This is a genomic window from Methylobacterium sp. OAE515 (assembly GCF_041806315.1).
Taxonomy (GTDB): Bacteria; Pseudomonadota; Alphaproteobacteria; order Rhizobiales; family Beijerinckiaceae; genus Methylobacterium; species Methylobacterium tardum.
Genome location: NZ_JBGMUV010000001.1, coordinates 5713614 through 5734204, shown reverse-complemented (window position 1 = coordinate 5734204; position 20591 = coordinate 5713614). Strand labels below are relative to the sequence as shown.

The following is a 20591-nucleotide window of genomic DNA, read 5'->3' as shown; positions in this document are numbered from 1 at the left end:
TCACGCCGCGCTCGTGCGCCGGCCGCGAAGCTCGGCCAGGGTGCGCTCGTTTTCGTAGTCCATCATCAGGCGGACCCAGTCGTCCCCGCTCTCCGCGTCGGAGGGTTTGGCGGCCATGGAAAGGGATGGCGCCGCACCGGTCGTCGCCGGGCCCGGGACAGACGGCGCCGGGGCGAACACCCCGATCGGCGCGTCGTAGACCGGTGCCTCCTCGATCTCGACCGGCCGCGGCTGTCGGCTGGCGAGGAGGTAGCGCAGGGCGCGGAACGGCTCGACCAGGCCCCACCACGCGAATTGCAGCGTGCCGGTTGGGATGTCCTTGTGCCGCCGCCGCCGCAGCTGGAATCGCCGCATCGCCTCGGCGTCGGCGTACATGAGGCCTGCGAGCGCCGTGTAGTCGCGGATGGCCAGCGTGCCGAAGTTCACCCGCATGACGAGTTCCCGGCCGTCGCGCGTCGCCTGGTCCAGATGGACCGGCAGCGGCGCGGTCCGGCGTGCGCCGGCCGTCGGCTCGACGCTGAGCGTTCCCTGCAGGGACGGGCGGGTGAGTCCCTGATCGAGGGCGCCGCTGAGGAGGCGCAGGGTGCAGCCCTCGGCGGAGACGCGCTCGATCGAGACGTCGACGCTGTGCCCGGAGAGAGTGAGGACGCCGCGGCGGTCGATCGCCAGCGATGGCGTGCGTTCGAGCTGGCGCCGCTCGGCGCAGACCCCGAGGGAGGCGCCTGCGGTCAGCAGGTTGAAGAAGTTCCACAGCCCGACGACCAGCATCAGGTTGGTCACGCCGGGCTCATACAGGTAGCGCCACGCCGCGACGGCGCAGCCGAGCATCAGGAGCAGATAAATCAGGAAGAACGGCAGGGCGAGCGACGAGATATGGTCGTGGTCGAGAGTCGCGCCCTTGTTGGTGACGTTGAAGGTCGGCTTGCGCGGCGAAGCGATGACCGAGACGATCGCCTTAACCAAGTAGACGCCCTGGATGTACTCGTAGAGCTCGGACACGAACGGCCAGCGGAACTTGCCGTAGACGTAGTTCTGGATCATCAGATTAATGATGATATAGGTCAGCGTATAGGCGATCGACTCGTCCACGCTGGCCACGAAGATCTTCAGATCGAAGAAGATGTGCAGCAGCGGCGCGAACATGAAGATCAGCCGCGGAACCGGGAAGAACCAGAAGGCCATGCTGGAGAGGTAGGCGATCTTCTGGATCGGCTTGAGGCCCCTCTGGAAGATCGGGTTCTTCAGCAGCAGGATCTGGAACATCCCCTGGCACCAGCGGGAACGCTGGCCGATGAAGTCCGTCAGCGTGTCCGGCTGCAGGCCGGCGATCAGCGGCTTGTCGACGTAGGCGCTGGTCCAGTTGCGCGAGTGCAGCTCGAAGGCGGTCTCGCAATCCTCCGTGATGGTGATGCCCGAGAAGCCGCCGGCCTCGTCGAGGGCGGTGCGGCGCAGCAGGGCCGCCGAGCCGCAGAAAAACGAGCCGTTCCACTTGTCGAGGCCGCGCTGCGTCACCGCATAGAACATCTCGTTCTCGGAGGGCATGCGCTCGAAGGTTCGCAGGTTGCGCTCGACCGGGTCTGGGTTGAGGAACGCGTGCGGCGTCTGCACGAGGAACAGGCGCGGGTCCTGCGCGAAATAGCCGACGGTCTCGGTCAGGAACGAGCGGAACGGGACGTGGTCGGCGTCGAGCACCGCCACGAGGTCGCCCCGGGCATGGGCGAGGCCGTTGTTGAGGTTGCCTGCCTTCGCGTGCTCGTTGCGGGCGCGGGTGAGATAGCGGGCGCCGAGCTCGTCGCACAGCGCCTTCAGCTCGCTCCGGCGGGCGCGCGCCGCCGCGGCCTTGGCGGAGTCGGCATCGCTGCATTTCTGGTCGGTGCCGCCGTCGTCGAGCAACCACACGGTGAGCTTGTCGGGCGGGTAGTTCAGCTGCCGCGCCGCCGCCAGGGTCATGGCGAGGATCGTGGCGTCCTCGTTGTAGCTCGGCACGAACACGTCGACTGCGGGCAGGTCGGCGGCCGGGGCGGCCGGTGGCGGGTCACGCCGCAGCGGGTCCGCGTTGATGATCAGGCTGACGAACAGGATGAAGACGCAGTAGAGCTCCGCCACCAGCAGGATCAGGCCGAACCCGAAGCTGACCGGATCGCCCGGCGAGGGCAGGGTGTTGGTGAGCCGCCACAGGATGTAGCGCAGCACCACGAGGCTGCCGAGCGCCATGAAGACGAACCGCGTCCGGGGCCCGTCGAACACGGCCCACAGCACGATCATCACCGCCATGGCGGCGAGGCTCATGGCGAGCTGGGCCTGCGTCCCGACCGGCTGGCTGAGCAGGGCGAGGCTGGCAACTGTCGCCCCAACCCAGGCCAGCCAACGCAACGCCTGCCTCACGCTACAGCCTCCCGGGCCAAAAATCCCTCGGATCGAGGTGCAACGGCTCTACGACCGGGTTTGTACAGCGATGATGGTCAATGAACAAATCCCTTCGTAATATCCGAGCCGTTTCACTTGATCGGAAATTACGGTTAACTTAGGAATGTGGGCTGCCCAGACGACGGACGGCGCCGTGAAGTCGATCTGTCTGCAAGAGCAGAACTGAGACGCGCAGTCGCGTTGAATACATTAACCATTCGTTCCCGAGCGTCGTGATGATCGGCGACGGCGCGGCGGATGCGACGAAGAGCGCCACGGATAGTCATGATGAAATGCGCGGCGCACCCGGCGGACCGCGTCCGGAACAGGTGCCGCCGCCTGGATGCGCCGCGGGCCTTAATCGACCCTTAACGAAAATCGAGCCTCGCTCGGTACCGACCCCTCGGGCGTACGGATGACCGCGAAGCCGCTGCAGATATCCCTCGGATTGCTGAACGCACTGCAGGTGGCGATCGCCGCCGCGGCGGGGTTCGCGGCCGCCGTGCTGATCGTCGCTCCGGCCGCTCAGCGCGGCACTGCGTCGTCCCCGCAGGAGATGGTCGGCTCGGCCTCGCGCGCCTACGTCGCCGCCATCGCGGCGCGGCTGCGGCAGACCGTTGGTGATGCGCGCAACGCCGCCCTGACGCTCCGCGACGATGAGCGCCTGCTCTCTCCCGACCAGCGCGCCGCACGCCTGCGCGCGTGGCTCGACCTGAACCCGGTCTACCGGGACGCCGCGCTCATCGCGCCGGACGGCACCGTGCTGGCAGCCCAGGACGAGCGCCGCATCGGCAGCAGCGTCGCGCGGCAGTCCTGGTTCCTGCGCAGCCGTGCGGCCGGCGTGATCGTCGTCACCGACGGGGCGGAGGCCGACTCGCCGTTCGGGGCCGCCGTCGCGCTGGGTGAGCGTGGGCAGGACGGCCTGCTGCGCCTCGACGCCAACCCAAGCTACTTCACCAAGGTCGAGGAGGACGTGCGCCGCGCCGCGGCGCTGCCCGAGACACTTGGGTTCCTCGTCGCCACCCCGGACAGCCGGGTCCTCGCCGGGACCCCGGACGCCTTCCGGACGATAAGCGTCTCGGCCACGACGCCGATGCGCGTCGCGGCCGAGATCGGTTCCCCGGGATGGCTGGTGACGGCGCAGGCCGTTCCCTCCGGCGAGTCGCTCGCTGCGGCGCCGGACTGGCGGATGCTCGGCATCGGCCTCGCCCTCGTGGCCTGCGCGGCCGCCCTCGGCTTCGTCGCGGGAGAGCGGCTGACGCGACCGCTGCGCCGCCTCCTGAAGGGGGAGGGCGAGACCGATGCCGAATCCACTGCGCCCCACATGTGGATCGGCGAGTTCGCGGCGCTCTCGGACGTCTTCGCGGGCCATCGCCGCAGCGCCGGGCTGATGATGGCCGGCGCCGGGTCCGATTTCGCGCGGCTCAAGGCGCGACTGACCACTTTCGAATCGATTTCCGGCTGGGCCTGTTGCGAAATCGATCCCGACACCGGCCGCACCTTGCTGGATTCCCGGACCGCGGGCGGACCCGACGGCGCCCCGTTCGCCGCCTGCTTCGTCGCCGACGACCGGCCCGTTCTCGATCGGGCGCGCTCCGCCGCCCTCGCGGCCGACGGTCCGGCCGACGTGGTCCTGCACCTGCACGACTGGCCGGAGCAGCAGGTTCAGGTGAGGCTGCACTGCCTCGCCGATGCCAGTGGCGACCGGCGGCTCTTCGCCCTGATGCGGAAGCTGCCGGGCGGCGAGGCCGCGACCCTGCCGCCGCAGGTCGAGCCGCGCCGCAACCTCGTCCTGCGACGGGTGACCGATGGCATCGTCCACGAGTTCAACGACGTCCTCACCGTCGTGCTGACAAATCTCACGCTGCTCACGCGTCGGCACGCCCTCGGGGACGACCAGGAACGGTTGGTCGGGCGGGCCACGGCCGGCGCGCGCCGGGGGGCGGCGCTCACGCGCCGGATGCTGCACCTCGTGCGCGGCGACGAGACCGGCATCACCCTCGCCGAGACCGACCTTGCCACCACCTTCGAGGGTTACCTGCCGTTCCTGGCCGCAAATGCCCTTGGAGAGATGCCGGTCCTCAATCGCATCCCCGCGGGGTTGCCGCCCATCCTGTGCAGCGAGCGCGTGCTGGAACTGCTGCTCCTCAACCTGGCCTTCCATATCCGCGACGCCGGCCTCGCCGGCTTCGCCATCGCGGCCGTCGAGGGGATTCCCGAGGATGCGAGCACCGCGGCAGCGTCGTCGGCCTACGTCCGGGTGCTCGTCAGCAGCGGTCGCCGCCCCGCGGCCGCGCCGCTGCCGGCCAGTACGGGACCGACCCTGGCGACGGCCGCCGCGCTGGTCACCGAGAGCGGCGGCTTCTGGCGCCTCATCCGCGACGGGATCGGCGCCGAGCCCTTCCTGGCCGAATTCTGGCTGCCCGCCGCACCCCGCATCACCGCCAAGCTCCCGCCAGCCCGCTTGGCTGGCCTGAAGATCCTACTCGTGGAGAGCGACGGCCTCGTGCGAGCGAGTGTCGCCGAGGTGCTTGCGGATCTCGGCCACGCCGTGGTGCAGGCCGCCTCCGGGGCGCACGCCCTCGAGGTTCTTGCCCGCGACGCTGCCTTCGACGCGATGATCGTCGATCAATCCATGCCGGTGATGGCCGGCCTCCAACTCGCCGCCACGGTGGTCGAGCGGTATCCGGAGATTCGGATCATCCTCGCCAGCCCGCACGGCCAATTGCCGCAATCCGCCGACGCCTTCCTGCGCATCGACAAGCCCTTCCGCAACGAGGACCTGCAGGTCGTCCTCGACATCGCGGTGAAGCGCGCCCGCGCCGCCTGATTGCGTCTTGTTCCGCCCACCGTGCAGCCGCCATAAGCGCGCCCGGTGGCCCGATCTTGGCGGCTACATCCTGGTCGAACGCCAGTCCATCCAAAATCGAATGTTAATCATTGTCGTTGAGTGTTGATTAAAGCGTAAATCGTACCTTAACGGAGCCGTTGAATATGGGCGGGACCGCAGAACCGACTGCCCGACGTCCTTTCGCTCCGTTCACCACTGCTCTGGCCCTCTCGTGCGCCTGCGCCGCGGCGTCCGCCACAAGCGCTGCAGCCGCCGACCTTCCGACCAGGGCCGCGGGCGTGGACTGGTACACCGGCGCCTCGCAGCAGGCGGTCGATGACAGCTGGGCCGTCGCCGTCGACGGCTCGACCAGCGTCACATCGAACAGCTCGGCCTTCGGCGCCGTGACGGTGACGGCCGCGCCCAACGGTTCGCCCACGCAGGACGGATTGCGCGTGCGCGTCGACGCCATCGGTGGAACCTACTCGTATCCCGGCCGGTCCGTTGCGACGCGGGTGACCGGCTACCAGCAAGAGGGCGCTTTACAGGCGGGTTATGAGTGGGTCTGGAAGGACGCCGCCCTCGCCGGTTTCATCGGATTCAATGTCCGCAGCAATCAGCTGTCCGTCCCAGATCCAGGCAACCCGGTGGTGGGCACGGGCGTCGGATTGAAGGTCGCGGGCAACTTCTACGCGACGCCGACAGACCGGACCATGGTCTCCGCCTACGGCTCATACTCGACCAAATTCAATGCTTACTATTCCCGCCTGCGGGTCGGCTACATGCTCGCTGACGGCGTCTATGTCGGGCCGGAAGTGTTGTTCCTGGGCGACGATTTCTTCCGGCAATATCGCATCGGTGCGCATCTGACCGGCGTGCGGTTCGGACCAGTCCAGATGTCCGTCGCCGCCGGCTACGTCCAAGATCGGGTTCAGGGTTCCGGCTACTACTCCAGCATCGAGGCCCGCTCGACGTTCTAACACCACCTGGGCGTGAGATCGGACGGCAACTGGAAGCAGCATCCGCCGCGCGGGCATCGCACGGGCAGGATGACCCCACGAGCAATCGGCCGATGACGGCCCGACGTACGGCGGGCAGGCTTGCAGACGGTGGCGGTCCCGGTAGGCCGACCGGGCTTCCATGCTGCCGGTCGGCGCAGGCCACGGTTCGGGGACGCTTTACCTCGTGAGAGCTCATGCTCATCGTGAGGTCAGCCATGCTGGAATCGGACGCACTCTTGAGCCAAGGCATCTCAGCGGGCGACGCCCTGTTTGCGCCAGCCGTGCTCAGGAACAGAGAGGCGATCCTCGCTGTCCTGCGCCACCTGCTCCCGGCCTCCGGCTTGGTCTTGGAGGTGGCCAGTGGGTCGGGCGAGCACATCGTTCATTTTGCGTCCGCGTTGCCCAGCTTGTCCTGGCAACCCAGTGATGCCGATCCAAAAGCCCTGAGAAGCATCGCGGCGCATACGCAAACCGCTGGCTTGGCCAATATCCTCGCCCCCCGGCCGCTTGATGTTCGGGCACAGCCCTGGCCCGTGCCGCGCGCCGATGCGGTGCTTGCGATCAACATGATCCACATCGCACCGTGGTCGGCGACGGAGGGATTGATGGCAGGCGCTGGCCGCCTCCTTCCTGACGGCGGCCTGCTCTACCTGTACGGACCGTTCACGGTAGCCGGTGCGCACACGGCTGAGAGCAACGCGACCTTCGATGTGAACTTGCGTGCGCGGGACCCCGCTTGGGGCGTCCGGGATGTCGAGGCGATTTCCGAAGTTGGCTTGGTTCAGGGTTTGAGCCTTGTCGAGCGCATTCCGATGCCGGCCAACAATTTCAGCTTGGTTTATCGAAAGGGACGTCATAGCAGTCCATGAGCGAGACATACCGGATCCGGTTTGCCCCACTCGGTGACGCGCGACCAGAGACGCTGCTGTCCGCCATTTCCAGGCTTCGGCTCGACGGCCGATAGGGCCTTTCGGCTTCGCGCGCATTTCGGTCGCTCAGCCGATTCGGGCTGCCTCTCCGAAGCAGACGTCGCCGCGACGCGGCTTCTCTCGATGCCTGTCCGAACCCTGGCCCGGTCGGCGACGCGCCCGGAAGACTGGCGTTGAAGTCAGGTCCGGAACATAATCGCGCGCTGATCGGCGAGCTCGGGCAATCCCCGGTGCGTTTCGTAGGCACTTCAGGGGGTATGTCCGGGTAATCCCGGAGCAGATCGATGCGCCTTGGAATAAATCCGGCGATGGCTCGCTTCCCGATCCCCGCGCGGGGATCGCTGTTCCGGCAATATTTCTTTGTCCTGTTCGCCGCCGTGGTCGTTCCGTTGCTCGCCGCCGGCATCAGTCAGGCATGGTTCGGGTACAAGGACCAGAGGGCGCACCTGAACGACCTTCTCGGGGCCGAGGCCCGGACTGCGGCTGCGCGGATCGCAATTTTCATTGAAGGGATCGGAAACCAGCTCGCCTGGATGGTCCACTTGCCCTGGACGGAGCGAGCCGACGAGCGGCGGCGCATCGATGCCCTGCGGCTCCTGCGCCACGCCCCCGCCGTGACGACTCTCAGGCTGATCGACGGCGCCGCGAAGGAGCGGCTCTCTGTATCGCGAATCGGCCTCAACCGCATCGAGAGCGGCGAGGACGCGTCGGGGGATCCAGCAGTGTTGGGGGCCCGGACCGGGCAAGCTTGGTTCGGCCCCGTCACCTATTACCGCAACTCCGAACCGTACATGACCGTGGCCGTGGCGGGAAACCGAGCCGCAGCGGGCATTGCGATCGCCGAGATCAATCTCAAGCTGATCCTCGACGTCATCGTGGGGATCCGGATCGGCGAGACCGGTCAAGCCTTCGTGCTCGACCGGCCGGGCCGGCTCATCGCGCATCCCGACATCAGCCTCGTCCTACGCGGCGCCGCGGACCGGACGGCCGAGAACCTCCAAGCGCTGCGGGCTGCAATCCTCGCGCAAGATGGTCGCGCGGTCGCCGGTTCGGACCCGGCGGGGCGCGCCGTCGTCGCCGCCCTGGCGCCGGTCCAGGGACCGGATTGGAGCGTGATCGTCCACCAGCCGGCCGCCGAAGCGTTCGGACCGATCCGCGCCGCCTTCTGGCGCCTGCTCAGTCTGCTGCTCGCCGGCACAGGCTTCGCCGCCGCGCTCGCCTATTGGCTCGCCGGCCGAATGACCGGGCCGATCCGCTTGCTCGAGGACGGCGCGGCCCGGATCGGGGCCGGCCAGTTCGATCACCGCATCGACATCGCGCGAGGCGACGAGCTTGGTCGGCTCGCGACCCGCTTCAATCAGATGGCACGCGAGGTCGCGATCTCACGGGAGCGCTCGGAGCGCATCGACCGGCTCAAACGCTTCCTCGCACCGCAGGTCGCCGAGCTCGTGGACCGGGCCGGCGATGGCAGCGTCCTCGATGGACAGCGCGTTGAAGTCGTCGTCGTCTTCGGCGACCTGCGCGGCTTCACCCCGTTCTCCGCCCGATCCGAGCCGATCGTGATCATGGATGTCCTGAGCGAATACCATGCGGCGGTCGGTGCGACCGTGGACCGGCATGGCGCGACACTCGTGAGCCTCGCCGGCGACGGCGTCATGATCCTGGTGAACGCGCCCGTGGCCTGCCCCGAGCCGGCGTTGCGGGCCGCTCGCATGGTCATCGAGATGCAGGCCACGGTGCAGGCCCTGGCCACGACCTGGCGGGCGCGCGGCCATGCGCTCGGCTTCGGGATCGGCCTGGCGATGGGACCCGCCACGGTCGGGCGCATCGGCTCCGACAGCCGGATGGACTACACGGCCATCGGCACGGTGACGAACCTCGCATCGCGCCTGTGCGCCTCGGCCCAGGACGGCCAGATCCTCGTCGATCGCACGGCGGCCGAGGCGATCGGGAGCGGCGTTCCCCTCGTTTCGCTCGGGACGCGCCGCCTGAAGGGCTTCGACGATCCGGTTGCCGTCTTTGCCGTGGCCGCTTGTCAGGCGACCGACGCCCGGCCAACGCCGGGTGCGGCGGCGTGAGGCTTTGCGCTTGGCGAGGGGCGACGGGATGAGGCGACGCGCCATTCTCATCGGGCCGGTCACTGCTCTGATCGGCGGCGTCTTACCCCGCGCGGTGCGGGCGCGAGCGCCGACGCTTCCGGTGATCGGATATCTCGGCTCTGAGACGCCCGAGCGTGCTGCCAGCCGGCTGGAGGCTTTTCGCGGGGGGCTCGCCGATGCTGGTTTTGTCGAGGGTCGCGACGTCGCGATCGCCTTTCGCTGGGCAGACGGTCGCTATGAGCGGCTGCCCGCGCTCGCGAAGGAGCTGGCCGGTAGCGGGATCACAGTCCTGGTTGCCCCCGGTGGAGCGCCCGTGGTGCTTGCGGCGCGGGCGGCGACGGAGACGATCCCGATCGTCTTCGAGATGGGCGGCGATCCGGTCGTCCTCGGCGTGGTGGACGATCTCGCGCGGCCGCGCGGCAATCTGACGGGCGTGTCGAGCCTGAGCGTCGAGGTCTCGAACAAGCGGCTCGAGTTGATGCGGGAGCTGTTTCCGACAACCGCTGCCCTCGCCGTCGCGGTCAATCCGACCAGTCCCACGGCCAGCTCGCAGGTGGCCGGACTCGAGGCGACGGCGGGCAGCCTTGGCCTGCAACTCCATGTGCTCAAGGCCAGCCGCGAGGATGAGTTCGAGACGCTTTCCACGGCGCCGCGCCGGCTCGGGGTGCCCGGCCTTGTCTTCACCTCCGACCCCTTCTTCGCCTATCGCAGTGCGCTTCTTGCGATCCTCGCAAGCCGCCACGGCCTTCCCGCGATCACCCAATCCCGCGACTTTCCCGAGGCCGGCGGGCTGCTGAGCTACGGAGGCGACTTCACGCAGACGCATCGCCAAGCCGGCCTCTATGCCGGCCGTCTGCTCCGGGGCGAGAAGCCCCGCGACCTGCCGGTACAGCTCGTCACGAAGGTTGAACTGTTCGCCAATGTCGGGGCGGCCACACGTCTTGGCGTGACCTTGCCGCCCTCGATCTTGAGCAGCGCGGACGTGGTGATCGAGTAGCGATCCGACATCCGCGGGCTCGTTGGCGACAACGCCATCAGCGTGCACCGCGAAGGCGCGGCAGGAGCATGCCGACCTCGCGCCAATAGCGACGATAGCGATCACCGAAGAAGGCAACGAGGTCGCGCTCCTCCAATTGGATGCCGACGAGGATGTAGGCGGTCGCGACTGCCGCGAACAGCAGGTGGCCGGCCGTCATCGTCGGCGTCGCCCAGAACGCGATGACGAAGCCGAGATAAATCGGGTGCCGGACGTACCTGTAGAGGAGGGGTGTCGTGAACGCGGCCTCACCCGGCTTGGTCGAGCGCCAGCCCTGGATGGCCTGTTTGAGCCCGAAGAGGTCGAGATGGCTGATCATGAAGGTGCTGGCGAGAACCACGAGCCAGCCGATCCAAAAGAGGCCCATCAGAAGGCCCGCCGCGACCGGTTCCGAGACCGACCAAACGATCGCCGGGAGTGGGCGCCATTGCCAGAACAGCAGCAGCAGCGCGAGGCTCGCCAGGAGGACGTAGGTGCTGCGCTCGATGGGCTGCGGGACGACGCGGGTCCACCAGACTTTGAAGCGCGGGCGTGCCATCACGCTGTGCTGGAGCGCGAAGAGGGTAAGCAGGGAGACGTTAACGGCGACGGCCAGTCCCGGATCGACGATCAACCCGTCGTCGACAGTCTTCGGAACGACAACGTGTCCGAGGAAGCCGACTGCGTAGAGGAAGGCCAGCAGGAAGACCGCGTAGCAGATCAAGGCGTAGGTCAGGCGGGCAGCGTGCGACATGGAAGATCTCCAGTGGCAAGAGCGTGATCGGCCGTGCTCCGAGGTCCGGTCACGACCCGGTCCCTCGCGGCCCGAACCTTCATCCGGCCAACCGCCCACCTCCGTCCGTGATCGCCGTCACGGACGCGGAGCGGCGCCCGGGGCATGCCGGCCTCCTCAGCCGAGGAGGATCAGGTGGCCGCTGCGTTCTCTGTTTTCAGACTGTGGCTCGACTGCCGCCGTACACAGCGCGAACTCGCCTTGTTCAGCGAGCGCGACCTCGCTGATCTCGGTCTCGTCAGGTCCGATGTGACGCGTGCCGCCGCCTTCAGGGCCGCACGATAGCCGCCGCGGCCGGCCGCGGTGCAGCCAGCACGTCTCCGGCGCTGCGCCGCCCTTCCGGGCGGATGGCGGGTTCGCGAGCACTCTGGTATGAATAGACCGCCGTCCGGCCTCATGGTCCGCTCGGGTCCGCAGCTCCAACAGGAGCCATTTCTGTGGGCGATCCGGCGCAGTTCGAGCGTTTGCTGTCCGCCAGCCCTTTCTTCGGCCGCCTTGAATCCGACACGCGGCGGGCCGTCGCCGACCTCTGCGTCACACACAGCCTCGCTCGCGGCGAGACCCTGTTCCTGAAGGACGACCCAGCGGACGCGTTCTACGCGATCCGCCGCGGCGAGATCCGGATCACGGCCGGCACCGGCGCGGGCCGGCGCATGACGCTCAACGTGCTCGGTCCGGGCGACATTTTCGGCGAGGTCGCGCTCTTCGATGGTCGGTCGCGGAGCGCGGACGCCGTCGCGGCCGAGCCGTCGGAGTTGTTCGCGGTCCGCCGCCGCGACATGCTGAACCTCGTCGGCCGGCACGCCGACTTGTCGATGCGGGTCATCGAACTCTTGTGCGAGCGCCTGCGCTTCGCCACCGCGCGTCTCGAAGAGACGGTGCTGATGCCTTTGCCCGCGCGGATCGCGCGACGCCTGCTAGGCTTGGCGGAGGATTTCGGCAGCGAAATCCATATCTCGCAGGACGACATCGCTGACTTCGCGGGCACGACCCGCGAGACGGTCAACAGGCAACTCCAGTGTTGGCGTCGCCAAGGCATGATCGACCTCCACCGCAATCGCGTTGTCGTACGCGATCCTGCCGCCCTTGCCTCGGCTGCCTTGTCATGAACTCGCACGATGATTGGCGCTGATATCCCGCATCCTTCATTCTTGCGGTGCCCATCAGCATCATTCCTATAATCGTGCAGAAAGCGGAATATAGATGAAGCTGATAAGATGCAGATTTTGCTGGTAATATCGAGACATTATGAAATTATCTGATAGTTTCCGGCAGCGTTAGCTGAGTTTTAAACTGTATTTCTGATATGTTGATCTCTGCGGGGTCTGCTTGGAATACCTTCCAGGCCCTCAGCTCAGCCGCGGCGAATGTCCGCTTGTCCGCTCCCCCAACCTCAAAGCAGACGGGCCGCAAGCGGCCCACCCGGGTCACCGCTCAGCGCCCACGTGAACGTCTCAGATGGGTGAAAAGGAGATCGTCCGCTTTCACGAGGCGCAGACATGAAGGCGGTCATCTACGGTCATGACATGACTAAACACGTAGTTGTTTTCTTCCGCGGGAGTGATGGCGAGCTTTCGCATGAGATCGATCCCGGAGACGACCTCCAAAGCGGTGCTGGCAGCGCCGAAGCCGGGGCCGATGGGCGTTTGCTGTGTCATGCTGATGTGCTCCGTGAGCCGGCGCGCCGGGTGGAAGCATCAAGCGCTTTGCGAGGCTCAATGTCGGGTGAAGCGATTCAGGGATACGCGCTGCCTGATCACTGCGTTTGCGAAGTTGGGTTCGGTCCCAGCGCGAGAGCCTGCGCGACATGGCGGAGCTTGTCGGGATTGCGGGTGATGTAGATCGCAGTGATCCGGCCGTCCTCAATGGCGAGCGCAGTGGTTTGGAGAACGTCGCCGCGTTCGCGGCTGACATAGCCGGGCAAGCCGTCGATCCAGACGGGTTCGAGCATCTGCGCCCAGCCTTGCCCCCATTTGCGCCGCACACCCTCGAACATGCGCAGGAGGCGGTCCGATCCCGTGATCGGATTGATGAAGGCCAGAACCTTGCCGCCGCCATCCGAGTGCAGCACCGCGTTTCTGGCGAGAATGGTTCGCAGCGCTACGGTGTCGCCGCTGTTGGACGCCGCGAAGAAGGCCCGTGCGATCCGCTCGCCCTCTTCGCGCTCTACGGGGAAGCGAGGACGCGCAGCCTGCACGTTCCGCCGTGCCCGGACGGCGAGTTGGCGCACGGCCGCCGTCTTCCGGTCGAGCGTGTCCGCTACCTCGCCGAGCGGCATGCCGAAGACGTCGTGGAGGAGGAATGCCGCCCGCTCGAGAGGCGACAGGCGCTCCAGCGCCATCATCAGCGTGAGCGTCAGGTCATCTTTGTCCACCCCATCATCCTCGTCTTCGACGCGTGGCTCGGGCAGCCAAGCGCCGACGTAGGTCTCCCGGCGGGCACGGGCCGACTTCATCTCGTCGAGGCAGAGGCGCGTGACGATGCGCGCGAGAAACGGATAGGGCGCAGCGACCTTCGTCTGGTCCACCGCCACCCAGCGCAGCCAGGCATTCTGCACGACATCCTCCGCTTCGCTGCGCGAGCCAAGCATGCGGTAGGCGATGCGCAGAAGCCGCGCGCGATGGGTCTCGAAGGTCGCCGTGGCGATTTCGGCCTGCGACATGGGCCTTTCCTCGAAAACAATGTCGCTTGAGCGAATGTGGACGACCATAGGTATCCGTGCCGCCTTGAACAGATGCGTTCCCGCGCCGCCGCTGCTACGGCCGGTCCGGCGTCGTCAATATTCGGTCGGCCGTGTCCACGACGAAGATGGCGAGGAGCTTCGAGGGCTCGACGTCGCTGGCATTGGCGCTGACTCTGTGATGATCACCGGGCATTTCGACAAAGCTCTCGCCGACACGGAAGACCTTCTCCGGGCCATCGTTGATCCGACTCCGCACCGCGCCCTCGATCACGGTTGCCGTGATGAAGGCAGATGCGGCGTGGGTGTGGGACGGCGAGGAGCCGCTCGGGCCGTACTCGACGAGGACTCCGCGCAGGCTCTTGCCGGGAACCGAAGGCAGCGGATGGTCGAAGATCGTCGTGACGCGGGCCTCGCCCCTCGCAACTTCGGCCGCCACCGCAGGGACGGCGAAGACGGCAAAGAGGGCTCCCAGCAAGAATGTTCTGAACATGGAAGGGGTCTTTCTTCGTGGATGGGAGGAGCGCAGCGGTTCAGGCGGCAGCGAGCCAGCTCTCGAACCGCGTCGGTCCGAGCCGCGCCGCTTCCGCATGCTCGGGAACAAGCGACCCGGTTTCGAGCTCGGCGCCGAAGTAGCGCGCCGCCTTGTCGATCCGCACCTCCCGACGGTCGCCGATGGCTGCGATCCAGCGGGCGACGACGTCGCGGAACGGAAGGCGGTCTGGCCCGGCGATCTCGATCGTCCCGTTGCGCGGCGGAGCGAGCGCGACATCGGCGAGCGCTGCGGCGACATCGGCGGCGGCGATGGGCTGAAAGTCCGCGTCAGGCACGACGAGGCGGGCGCCGTCGACCGATCCTTCGGCGATGGTGGCGACGAACTCGAAGAATTGGGTCGCCCGCACGATGGTGAAGGGAATGCCGGAGGCTTTGACGAGCCGTTCCTGCACCACCTTAGCCCGAAAGTAGCCGTTCCCCTTCAGGCGGTCCGTGCCGACGATGGATAGGGCGACGTGATGTTTCACACCCGCCTCGCGCTCTGCGGCGAGAAGGTTGCGGCCAGAGCGCTCGAAGAAGTCGAGCACCGCCGCGTCATCGAAGGACGGAGAGTTCGAAACGTCGACGACGATGTCGGCTCCGACAAGAACCCCGGCCAAGCCTTCGCCCGTCAGCGCGTTCACTCCGCTGCTCGGCGAGGCAGCGATAGCCTCATGTCCCTGTCGCGAGAGTCCGGCCGTCAGGTGACGCCCGATGAGGCCGCTTCCGCCAATCACCACGATCTTCATGGTACCCGTTTCCTTGTTCGAGAACGGACGGGGCAGCTCCTTGCCGCTTTCAGGCGCCCGTCGAACAAGGGACGAGACGCGTGGGCTCGATGTGACATGCCCCAGGAAAAATCAGCGCGGTGAGACGCGGAACTGCGGTCAGGGATCGATCGGACATCGGCGATAATGGGACGGCGCTGGTGCCGCCCCGGACGGAGCGGCAGAGCCGACTAGGCCTTCGCCTGGACCGGGAGGCGGAAGGGTGCGCCGAGGCGGTTGAACGCGTTCATCGCCGCGATGGCGATCGTCAGGTCGACGAGATCCTTGGCCGTAAAGACAGCGCTCGCGGCGGCATAGGCCCCATCGGAGGCGTGCGTCTCGCTGATCAGCGAGACTTCCTCCGCCCAGGCGAGAGCGGCGCGGTACTGTTCGGAAAACAGGTGGGGCACCTCGGCCCAGACAGAAACCAGGACGACCTTCTCGAGTGGCATCGTCTTGAGGAGGTCTCTGGTGTGTAGGTCGATGCAGTGCGCGCAGCCATTGATCTGAGACACCCGCAGGAAGATGAGGTGGATAAGCTCAGGGGGTAGATCGGTGCCAGTGTTGATGTAGTGGTGGATGCCATAAAGCGCCTTGGCACCCTGCGGGGCCACCTCGTTCCAGACCAGTCGCTTGTTCTCGCTCATGTCTTTTCCTTGTGCTCGGAGCGCCAGAGATCGACGTTCAAAGCCATGACGAGCCGAGCGACCCGGGTGTGACATGCGATGCTGCGTTCTCGCTCGAAGCGGATCATCTTTCAGCCGAGCGCATCGACGTCCGCTTCCAAGCGGGCTGAGCAGGTCGATTGACGACCGACATGGGTCAGTAGAAGGCCGTCCGCTTTTGCGGCAGACCTACTCCAAAGCGGCCATCGTGAGAGCCAGCGGAAGAGCCGCTTATCCATCGACTTTCGACCTCTATGGTCAATGCTGGGCATCAGCGCCCAGGCGCTTAGGTCTCCACAGGCGTGCCTAGCAGCAGAGCCCGCAATTTCGCCTCGCCCAGAGCGCGCTCGATCGCGCGGAGCGAGAAATAGGGGATCAGTGCTACGACCATCACCCATGCGAAGGTGACCAATCCGCGAGGGCCACCGGCAACGTCGGGCAGGACTTCGCCTACGCTTCGCCCATGCCAGACGCCCACCAGCACCTCTTCCGACACGTACGCCGCCGTCAGAACGGCTGCGAACAGCACGGCGCGGTACAGGATCTCGTACACGAGCGGCCCCTGTTGCAGACGACGGCCGAAGGAGAGGGAGCCCAATCTGGTTGCCTCGATAACCAGCATGAATTTGGCCAGCACGAGGGCGTTGATGAGGCCCAGCGCATAGAAATGGTAGCTTGAGTAGTGCTGCGTCTCCTGGTCCAGGCGGGTGTATATATTGAGGCTGAACAATATGAGCGTCCCGAAAACGACCACGAGATAGGCAGCGAAGGCGAGATAGCGCCGCGCTTCATCGACCACACGGTGTGCGAGCGGACGCTTCGGTGCACCGGGACCTTTCTGCGCCGATGCTGACTGGGACGTGGTGTGTGAGGCTGCTGCATCGGACATGGTGATCCTCACAGGTTAACCTGTCCCCCGGGACGGGTACGGACATTATCCGCCTACGCCAGCGCTGTCTTGCACTCCCTCACGAGCGACTCAGGTCGGGGCGGCGTTCGCGCTGCAAGTCCATCCTGTCTTTGGCCTGAAGATGTGGCGGACGCTGAGTGTTATCGGCGGGCTGTGAGCAAGGCGCTCGCTATCGAACCTTGGACCGCAACGTAAATTCAGCCGCGCAACCCCATATCAACGTCATACCGATGCTGTGATTTTCGACTCCGCGTCCAAAACATTCAGTCTATCCGGACGGTCAGCTGCAGTCCGTACCTACGAATGGTTTCCGCCGTTTCGTCGCCCCGCCGTGCGGCCCCAAACATCATCGTCGTGACAGGCAGTAAACATTCGTCGAGGTAATCTCGTTGCCGCCGTGCTCCTGTGAATTCCAAATGCCGGGAGATATCAGGGAGTACCGCGGGATAGAAAAGAAGTAGTTTTTCAGATCGAAGCCCTGCGAGCCATCCCGCTTGTAGTAGGTCCGGAAAAGCTGAAGCGCGCATCTGTGGTGCGGCTTGTCATCCGGATTTATCACGAGAAGCGGGAAGAGCGGCGTCGGCGATGGCAGATACCAAGCAAAGTAGGGTGCCGCCTGCGCCGTCACGCAAAACGCAGACAGCTGGAGAGTCGCCACGAAGGAGCGCACGAACCTGAGCAGCATAAGGCTCTCCTGTTCCACTGAAAGTGCAGATACCTGCGACATGTGCGCAGGAAGCAGGTCGTAAATGTTCAGGCCATCCTGACTTGAGGCCGTTGGGTTCCCGCTGATGTCGGACCTTCTGCGAGGCTACGGCTGTGCCGAGCTAAGGGTGTTGGTTGTGACAGCACCCGCCTATCATCTGGACTGTACGACAGCGAGTTAATGATGGCTGCTACTGGACGCTTCTTCCAGCTGACGAAGTACAGCGTCGAGGTTGAAGGCTGCCGGTTTCTGACGCGGTGGAAATCGCTCGAATGCAGCGAGCTGCTGCGCCACAACAGCCTGCATCCCATAAATCAGATAAGCGTGAGATATTACCCAGTCCCAATAAGTGTTCGAATTTTCATCGGCGCGTTCGAAAGGATCACGGCGCAAGTTGAAAATCTTCGGTGCCCTCAATTTCACGAACGGCTCGAACCAGCACATAAGCTGTTTGGCGCGCTGTTCCATCAGGACCAACTTCCAATCCTTCAGGCGGATTGCTAATATGTCACCATCGTCGCTGATATAAAAAAAGGAATTTCGAGGACTTTCGTTTGCCTCGCCTGTCAAGTACGGCAGCAGATTGTAGCCGTCGATGTGGACTTTGTACGTCCGCGCACCAACCTTGTAACCTTCAAGAAGTTTTTCATTGATATTGGTCTCTCCGGCGGCAGCGAGAAACGTCGAAAGCCAGTCCTGATGACTCACAATGTCATTCAAAACCGAGCCCGCCTTTATCTTGCCAGGCCAGCGTACGAAGACAGGTACACGCCAGCCGCCGTCCCAATTGGTATTCTTCTCGCTGCGGAACGGAGTGATCCCGGCATCAGGCCAGCTGTTGTAATGTGGACCGTTGTCCGTCGAGTACATGACGATGGTGTCGTCGGCGATGCCCAGTTCATCGAGCTTGGCGAGCATGAGGCCAATGTTTTCGTCATGGGCCACCATCACATCGTTGTAGTCGCCCTGGCCTCCGCTCTTGCCCTTATGCTTCTCGGCGCAGTGGGTCCGAAAATGCATGGCGGTCGTGTTGTACCAAACAAAGAAGGGCTTGCCTTCCTTGTGGCATTCATCAATGAACCTGAGCGCATGCGAGGTGGTCTCCTCATCGATCGTTTCCATGCGCTTCTTGTTGAGCGGGCCCGTGTCCTCGATCTTCTGTCCACCACGACCGTCTGACCAGCAGTGCAGGACTCCTCTGGGCCCAAATCGCTGCTTGAATGCTGGATCTTTCGGATAGTCCGAGTCTTCCGGTTCCTCCTCGGCATTGAGATGGTAGAGATTGCCGAAGAACTCGTCGAAACCATGCATCGTTGGGAGGCACTCGTCCTTGTCCCCAAGATGGTTCTTGCCGAACTGGCCGGTGGCATATCCCAACGGTTTCAGCAGGGCTGCGATGGTAGGATCTTCCGCCCTGATACCAACATCCGCTCCTGGCATGCCGACCTTGGTCAAGCCGGTGCGAATTGGATTTTGGCCCGTGATGAAAGCTGCACGGCCGGCTGTGCAGCTCTGCTGGCCGTAATAGTCGGTAAAAGCGACGCCTTCGTTGCCGATCCGATCAATATTGGGTGTTCGGTAACCCATCTGTCCTCGGCTGTTATAGCTGATGTTCCACCAGCCGATGTCGTCGCCCCAGAGGATGAGGATGTTCGGCTTGCCTGCTTTGGCCATCGCGATCTCCTTGTATTGGTCCGGCGACTTCGGAGCGTCACATCATTCCCTGCAGCGCGATACGAGGGGTTAGGCGAGGCGCAGCAGCACGGCAAAGAACGCGAACACACCGATGCAGATCAGGAGGGCGGCAATCGCGAGAACTGGCGATCGCATACCGTCTCGGGTCATCCCAGCGAGTTTGGTGAATGCTCCGTCCCACAGGTAGTGGACGGTCCACCAATATTGCCACATAGAGACAACAAGGGCCAGTACGCCGCATATAATCAGCGCAAGACCTAAATACAGCGCTTCTTCTGGTCGATTAGCGGGTCGAACTCCCGGCATCTGCTGCAGATGCTCGAAAAACTGAACGATTGCGAAGCCGAAGCCGATCAGCGAAACTGCCGTTCGGAGCCATGACATCATCGTGCGTTCAAGGCTTAGGCGGGTGCGGAGCCAAGCAAAATGGCTGTCCGCCGTGACTTTCACCTCGAACCTGTCCGCACTCGGGATTTTGCCTGAATTTGCCATGCTGGGGTCGCCGTCCGATAGCGGTTCATCTCGGCTGGGTCGCGAGTTTCCATTCGGGCGCGCGTCAGACCAAAGGCAGGGGACGCGTGCAGACTGCGCGCTGGCGATCACGTGCAGAAAGGATCCCGAGAGCACCGCGGTGATTGCCGACCAGAAAGATGGACCGACGACTCTGACGAGGCCGAATCAACATTCGGTCGCAGAATGTCCGCTTGCGGACAAGAATGCTTGACTGAATGGGACATATCGTTCGCTTAGCGCGACTGGCCTACATAGATGTCAAGATACCTCTCGGCGCGAGATCAGATTGCGATCGCGTCTTCACAATTCAGCTTTTCAGCTCCTTGCGGTGTCGTTCTTATTAAGAAGTCTCAATGCATAGTTCTGGATGGCGCTGGAACATTAAATCATCGGCAAACATGGATGAGCCGGGTGGGCGGCAAATTTTTCCTGCAACACTCAACTAAGAGCAGCTCAATAAGCTCCTTCTTCGCCGTCCCATGCAAAGGGAGAATGCCGTGAGCGGAGGCATTCCATGGAAGGCTCTGTTCTGAGACCTCCCGCTCTTGTCCCATCCGATCAAGCCGAGCAGCCGAGCCTGGTTCATGCTGGCAACGGCGTTGGTGCGTATCGTTCGGGAGCCGTCGATGAAGATCCCACGCATGCTGCTCGTCACGATGACACTCGCGCTGTCGTTCGGGACTTTCGGAGGACCCGTCCTGGCAGACCCGCCCGCCCGTATCGCGCAGAGCGAGGTCACCATCCCCACAAACGCCCAGATCAACCGCATGGAACAGCAGGCGATCACGACGCCTCCGCTCGACGTGAGCGAGGGCGCACTCCCGGGAAATCAGGCCGCCCAGATCGGACAGATGGATCTGCGTGCCCACCGCATCGACGAGAAGCTGCTGAACGATGACGGGGTCTGTAACGGGTGCTGAGCGCGGGCCGCGAGGTCCGATACTCACCTGGCGCTGGATTGGAAAGAATCCGACTACGTCATGGCACGCAGCCATTGGACTTAACCGGGTCATGGACGTCGGTAGATCTTCGGACACGCTCGGGAGCC

Annotated in this window: 19 protein-coding genes; 8 read left to right on the top strand and 11 right to left on the bottom strand. The window is 64.8% G+C overall.

Translation table 11 applies throughout. The annotated features are described in order from the left end of the window. A complete protein-coding gene (gene bcsA, locus ABIE45_RS27975) occupies positions 1-2385 on the bottom strand; it encodes a UDP-forming cellulose synthase catalytic subunit (RefSeq protein WP_192707407.1) in 2385 nt (794 codons plus the stop codon). A gap of 436 nt (positions 2386-2821) precedes the next feature. Between bcsA and ABIE45_RS27970 the strand changes: the two genes are divergently transcribed. From ABIE45_RS27970 to ABIE45_RS27950, 5 genes are all read left to right on the top strand, one after another. After that, complete coding sequence (locus tag ABIE45_RS27970) at positions 2822-5236, top strand: response regulator (protein ID WP_192707408.1); 2415 nt, start codon at positions 2822-2824, stop codon at positions 5234-5236. A 164-nt stretch (positions 5237-5400) separates the two neighbouring features. After that, positions 5401-6216, top strand: a complete 816-nt coding sequence (gene bcsS / locus ABIE45_RS27965) for a cellulose biosynthesis protein BcsS (protein WP_192707409.1) — start codon at positions 5401-5403, stop codon at positions 6214-6216. A 236-nt stretch (positions 6217-6452) separates the two neighbouring features. After that, the gene (locus tag ABIE45_RS27960; RefSeq protein ID WP_192707410.1) at positions 6453-7106 is read left to right on the top strand and encodes a DUF938 domain-containing protein; all 654 of its coding nucleotides are present in this window, start codon (positions 6453-6455) and stop codon (positions 7104-7106) included. A 344-nt stretch (positions 7107-7450) separates the two neighbouring features. Beyond that, complete coding sequence (locus ABIE45_RS27955; RefSeq protein WP_373622745.1) at positions 7451-9244, top strand: adenylate/guanylate cyclase domain-containing protein; 1794 nt, start codon at positions 7451-7453, stop codon at positions 9242-9244. Between the two features lie 28 nt (positions 9245-9272). Continuing rightward, positions 9273-10262, top strand: coding sequence for an ABC transporter substrate-binding protein (locus tag ABIE45_RS27950; protein ID WP_192707411.1), 990 nt, complete (start codon positions 9273-9275; stop codon positions 10260-10262). A 37-nt stretch (positions 10263-10299) separates the two neighbouring features. On the opposite strand, the gene mddA is transcribed toward ABIE45_RS27950, so the two are convergent. Next, positions 10300-11034: a methanethiol S-methyltransferase gene (mddA, locus tag ABIE45_RS27945; protein WP_192707412.1), complete on the bottom strand. Its 735-nt coding sequence runs from the start codon at positions 11032-11034 to the stop codon at positions 10300-10302. A gap of 144 nt (positions 11035-11178) precedes the next feature. On the opposite strand from mddA, the gene ABIE45_RS27940 reads away from it, so the two are divergent. Then, positions 11179-11358 carry a DUF1127 domain-containing protein gene (locus ABIE45_RS27940; protein WP_192707413.1) on the top strand — a complete coding sequence of 60 codons (180 nt, stop codon included), beginning with the start codon at positions 11179-11181 and terminating at the stop codon, positions 11356-11358. A 152-nt stretch (positions 11359-11510) separates the two neighbouring features. Then, positions 11511-12182, top strand: a complete 672-nt coding sequence (locus tag ABIE45_RS27935) for a Crp/Fnr family transcriptional regulator (protein ID WP_192707414.1) — start codon at positions 11511-11513, stop codon at positions 12180-12182. Between the two features lie 375 nt (positions 12183-12557). Here the strand turns inward: ABIE45_RS27935 and ABIE45_RS27930 are convergent, their stop codons facing one another. The 9 genes from ABIE45_RS27930 to ABIE45_RS27890 form a co-directional block, all read right to left on the bottom strand. Next, positions 12558-12731, bottom strand: a complete 174-nt coding sequence (locus ABIE45_RS27930) for a hypothetical protein (RefSeq protein WP_192707415.1) — start codon at positions 12729-12731, stop codon at positions 12558-12560. Between the two features lie 98 nt (positions 12732-12829). Continuing rightward, entirely contained in the window at positions 12830-13735 is a 906-nt protein-coding gene (locus ABIE45_RS27925) for a sigma-70 family RNA polymerase sigma factor (RefSeq protein ID WP_192707416.1), read from the bottom strand. 94 nt (positions 13736-13829) lie between these two features. After that, positions 13830-14246: a cupin domain-containing protein gene (locus ABIE45_RS27920; RefSeq protein WP_192707417.1), complete on the bottom strand. Its 417-nt coding sequence runs from the start codon at positions 14244-14246 to the stop codon at positions 13830-13832. A 40-nt stretch (positions 14247-14286) separates the two neighbouring features. Next, the gene (locus ABIE45_RS27915) at positions 14287-15036 is read right to left on the bottom strand and encodes an SDR family oxidoreductase (protein WP_192707418.1); all 750 of its coding nucleotides are present in this window, start codon (positions 15034-15036) and stop codon (positions 14287-14289) included. A 209-nt stretch (positions 15037-15245) separates the two neighbouring features. Further along, complete coding sequence (locus tag ABIE45_RS27910) at positions 15246-15701, bottom strand: carboxymuconolactone decarboxylase family protein (RefSeq protein WP_192707419.1); 456 nt, start codon at positions 15699-15701, stop codon at positions 15246-15248. A gap of 304 nt (positions 15702-16005) precedes the next feature. After that, entirely contained in the window at positions 16006-16608 is a 603-nt protein-coding gene (locus ABIE45_RS27905; RefSeq protein ID WP_373622740.1) for a hypothetical protein, read from the bottom strand. Positions 16609-16975: 367 nt separating this feature from the next. Next, a complete protein-coding gene (locus ABIE45_RS27900; protein WP_192707420.1) occupies positions 16976-17314 on the bottom strand; it encodes a hypothetical protein in 339 nt (112 codons plus the stop codon). Positions 17315-17512: 198 nt separating this feature from the next. After that, positions 17513-19009, bottom strand: a complete 1497-nt coding sequence (locus ABIE45_RS27895; protein ID WP_192707421.1) for an arylsulfatase — start codon at positions 19007-19009, stop codon at positions 17513-17515. Between the two features lie 69 nt (positions 19010-19078). Further along, positions 19079-19522 (bottom strand): DUF202 domain-containing protein, encoded by a 444-nt coding sequence (locus ABIE45_RS27890; protein ID WP_192707422.1) that lies wholly within the window; start codon positions 19520-19522, stop codon positions 19079-19081. Positions 19523-20127: 605 nt separating this feature from the next. Here ABIE45_RS27890 and ABIE45_RS27885 point away from each other — a divergent pair. Beyond that, positions 20128-20463: a hypothetical protein gene (locus ABIE45_RS27885; RefSeq protein WP_192707423.1), complete on the top strand. Its 336-nt coding sequence runs from the start codon at positions 20128-20130 to the stop codon at positions 20461-20463. Positions 20464-20591 lie beyond the last annotated feature (128 nt).